2 protein-coding genes and 2 pseudogenes are annotated in these 2,400 nt (G+C 59.4%); 1 reads left to right on the top strand and 3 read right to left on the bottom strand.

Annotated features, from left to right (window positions below; genetic code table 11):
* A pseudogene (locus ACU0DV_RS17920) lies at nt 1–264 on the bottom strand (heavy metal translocating P-type ATPase); the annotation flags it as partial.
* Nucleotides 265–441: 177 nt separating this feature from the next.
* Here ACU0DV_RS17920 and ACU0DV_RS17915 point away from each other — a divergent pair.
* Nucleotides 442–729, top strand: coding sequence for a hypothetical protein (locus ACU0DV_RS17915; protein ID WP_369817429.1), 288 nt, complete (start codon nt 442–444; stop codon nt 727–729).
* Nucleotides 730–776: 47 nt separating this feature from the next.
* On the opposite strand, the gene ACU0DV_RS17910 is transcribed toward ACU0DV_RS17915, so the two are convergent.
* Together ACU0DV_RS17910 and ACU0DV_RS17905 are read right to left on the bottom strand one after the other, a co-directional pair.
* Entirely contained in the window at nt 777–1,442 is a 666-nt protein-coding gene (locus ACU0DV_RS17910; RefSeq protein ID WP_007803448.1) for a L,D-transpeptidase, read from the bottom strand.
* A 193-nt stretch (nt 1,443–1,635) separates the two neighbouring features.
* Nucleotides 1,636–2,262, bottom strand: a pseudogene (locus tag ACU0DV_RS17905) (cytochrome c biogenesis CcdA family protein); the annotation flags it as partial.
* Nucleotides 2,263–2,400 lie beyond the last annotated feature (138 nt).

Below are 2,400 nucleotides of genomic sequence, written 5' to 3'. Positions count from 1 at the left end.
GCTATCGAGGATGGTCATTCGCCCGTTGATCACGTCGAATGCCAGGTGTTCGGTTCCGCCCACTTTCGGCCCGACAACCCGGTTCAGGATCGCCACCTCTTCGGCGCAATCGAGCCCGGAGACCTGAAAGCTCCTTCCGCCAGACGGCGCTGGCGCCGTGGACGCGACGTCCTTGCTGGCGTCGCAACAGGAGTTGCCTCTTGGGTCAGAATGCTCTTGATCACCCGGATGACCGTGATCGTTGCGGTTGCCGTCGGAAGACATGGATTGACCTCAGGATTCATTGATTCCACATTGACATAGCCCCTACAGTAACTAGAGCTTCAAGGGCAACAAGTGGATATTCGTCCAGCAAGAAAGGCGCCCTGCGGAGGCTTGAAGCTAGCCGCCCCCTTGAAACGACGCGGTTGGAGCAACGCTTGCCGGTACGAAGCGATCAGAATGAGTGAGGTAGACATGCAGAAACGAAACGCGCCGATTATCGCAGCGACATTGGTGCTTGCTGGCTGCGCGGTGCCAACGCTGGACGACGGCGGCGCTCGCAACGAAGTGGGAAGTGTTCCCGAGGCCGTCATTGCCCTTGCTGCGCCTGGTCAGGATCTCACCACGGCGCGGCTTCGTCCCGAGGATGGCTGTTATTGGTATGAACACAGCGGTCCGGTGGAAAACACCTTGGTTCCGCTACGCTCGGCAGGTGGCAACCCCATCTGCACTTCGCGCCAGTCCTGATCAGCCCATAGATGCGTCAAGCCCACGCGTAACACATGATGCGCCAGTCAACTTCTCGGGGTGACGCTGTCTTCCGCCGAGTACAGGAATGCCGTCGAGCCAATCTCGACGTTGGGATAGAGATCATTGATGTGTGCCATGACCATTCGGACGCAGCCGGAACTCGCACGGCCGCCAATGCTTCTTGGATACGGTGTCCCGTGAATCCTTAGATAGGTGTCTCGGTCGCCGACGAAGAGATAGAGGGCTCGCGATCCGAGCGCGTTTTCAGGTCCGGGTTCCATACCGTCAGCGATATCGGCGTAGAGCTCTGGGTCGCGGTCGATCATGTTTTGTGTCGGCTGCCAATGCGGCCACCTGACCTTGCGCTTGATCGTATAGGTGCCCGGTTCGTAAAGTTTACCGCGCGCGATCGCCACGCCATAGCGCATCGCCGTGCCGCCTTCTTCGATGTGGTAGAGATAGCGCGCAACAGCATCGACATGGATATCACCGGGTACAAGTCCGTCCTTCGCGAGGACCCGCTGTGGCAGGAAGCGAGGGTGAAGGCCCCAAGGGTTGGACGTGGCCGGGTCGTAGCCGGGAGGTGTAACCTGTGCGTCCCAAGCTGCCTTCTGCGCATCGGTAGGCCACGTGTCTGCAAGGAGCGGGCTGGATATCGATGCCGAAAACAGCGCGGTGGTCGTCTGGATGAAATGTCGTCTTGTCAGCATATAGATTGCTCCGTTCACGCATTGGACGGCAAACCGAACCTTACCCCGAACGCAGTGTTGTTCGCCCGGGAAGGAGTGAGGCGTTATTGGCAACTTGCTCCATGGTGCCGTTCTTTGTCGGTGGCTTAACTCCTAAAGCTACTAGAGGTTCAAGAAAATTTTCTGTTATCAATAGACGCTGCTACTAATGGAGCTATCCGATCCGTCCCAGAACCGGAAATACGTCGAGCATCCAGTATGACAGCGCGCTCAACTGCCCTGTCATCATCGCCAGCCCCATCAAGATCATCACTATGCCCGCAAGCTGGTGGAGGCGGCGGCCAACCCGGCCGATGGCCCGCAACCGTCCCGCGATCTGGTCGGTGAATCCGGCCACGATCAGAAACGGTATTCCAAGGCCGGCGGAATAGACGGCAAGCAGCATGATACCTTCGCCCATCGTGGCACTCGCCGCACTGGCTGTCAGGATCGCGCCGAGGATCGGGCCGATGCACGGAGTCCAGCCGAAACCGAAGGCAAGACCGAGGACATAGGACGCAGCGGGTTGGCCCCCGGGGATGTTGAGATTGAATCGGAAGTCGCGTTCCATGACCGAAACACGCGCGGCTCCTATCATGAAGAGCCCGAAGAAAATGATGATGCCGCCCCCAACGAGGTTGAGTTCATACCGCCACCGAAGCAGGGCCTGACCCATTGCAGTCGCGGATGCGCCAAGTCCCATGAAGATGGTGGAGAAGCCGAGGACAAAACACAGGCTCAGCCAGACCGCGCGCGACGGCGAAGCGCCGACCACCCCGCCCTCAGCGGCTGTGCGCCCGGTGAACCGCGCCGGGTTTGCCGGAGGCTGATTTGTCTTAGTTACGCGGCCATGCCTGATGTTTCCCGAGCAGCGTAGAAGTTTGCCTCGGCCTCTGCGGGCGGAATGTTCCCGATGGGTTCGAGAAGGCGGCGATTGTTG

Source organism: Sagittula sp. (assembly GCF_052825245.1).
The sequence above is the reverse complement of the archived record's forward strand: the minus strand, read 5'-3'. Positions and strand labels throughout refer to the sequence as shown.